Here is a 1241-nt window from a genome sequence, read left to right on the forward strand (position 1 = left end):
TATAAAGCTGATGGAAGCCGCGATGTTTCTTTAGATATAGCCAATGGCAAGGATCGCCAGATTGGTTCAGAAGCTTTGGAGAGCGTTCCTGGTCTTGTCCAAGCGGGTGGCACGTTGAATTTGGTGGTCGATCAACTCAATAACACGGCAGCGGAAGGTTCGATTACAGGGGATGCGCATTTTAAAGCACAAGCAGTTGAAGGCAATCCACTGGAGTCCTTAAGTGGTTTAACCGGGGCTGGTGCTCTCTTTACACCAAAAGTGGATCTCAATAATGCAGGGGAACTTTCTGAGGGGCTCCCTTTACCAAAGCCCCAATCGGGTGGGGTTGGGGGCACGCTGCCCAACCAGAATTTTATTTATGAAACGCGGGCAGAATTCCTTGATGTTGGCAAGTTTTATGGCTCAGCCTATTATTTGAACAGAATTGGCTACAATCCTGACAGAGAGATTTTTTTCTTAGGTGATGCTTATTTCGAAAAGGAATTGATTGAAAAACAAATGCGTGATCTGGTTGGTCAAGGTTTGGGCAAAGGTTCCTTTATTCCTGGAAGTGATGCCATTGAACAAGTCAAAACCTTGCTGGATGTCGGGGCAGACTATGCAAAAGCCCACAATCTCCCCTTTGGTGAGGCTTTGAGTGAAGAACAATTGGCATCCCTAGAAGCCCCGATGGTGATTTATGTGCGCCAACAGGTCAAGGGCATGGATGTTTACGCACCGGTGCTTTACATCCCTGAAAAAGACAGAGCCTCCTTTGTTTCTGCTGGGGCTTTGATCATGGGCGATGATGTCAATATCACCAGCCAAAATACAAGCAATTCCACGATAACCAATTCAGGGCGGATTGCGGCAAATCACCAATTGCATGTGCATGGTGGGGATATCCTCAGTCAAGGAGGGCATTTTGCGGCGGGTGGTGATGCTGTTCTCCTTGCGGAGAAGAATATTCGTTTGGATGCAGGGCGCACAACGGTTGACGGCGTGGAGACCGTATTAAACACCGAGGCGCTTTCTGCTGGGGGCAATGCGAGCGTAATTGCCAAACAAGATATCACCGCCTCAGGGGTGGGGATCACTACCGGAGGTGATCTTGCCATGGCTACAGAACAAGGTAACTTGACGATCGGTTCAGCAGAAACCCATTACCATGATGAACAGGGTGATGCCACCATGCATCATAAATCAGAAGTCAACTCTGGAGGCTCAACAACGCTTTCCTCTGGAAAAGATTTGAATAT

At 48.1% G+C, this 1241-nt stretch carries 1 protein-coding gene; it reads left to right on the forward strand.

The features are described from left to right. Positions 1 to 1241: hemagglutinin repeat-containing protein (locus ACFINU_RS08895; protein ID WP_375667589.1), on the forward strand; the 1241-nt coding region annotated here is incomplete at both ends.

Source organism: Bartonella sp. AC130YNZD, from assembly GCF_042196865.1.
In the GTDB taxonomy this organism is placed as follows: Bacteria; Pseudomonadota; Alphaproteobacteria; order Rhizobiales; family Rhizobiaceae; genus Bartonella.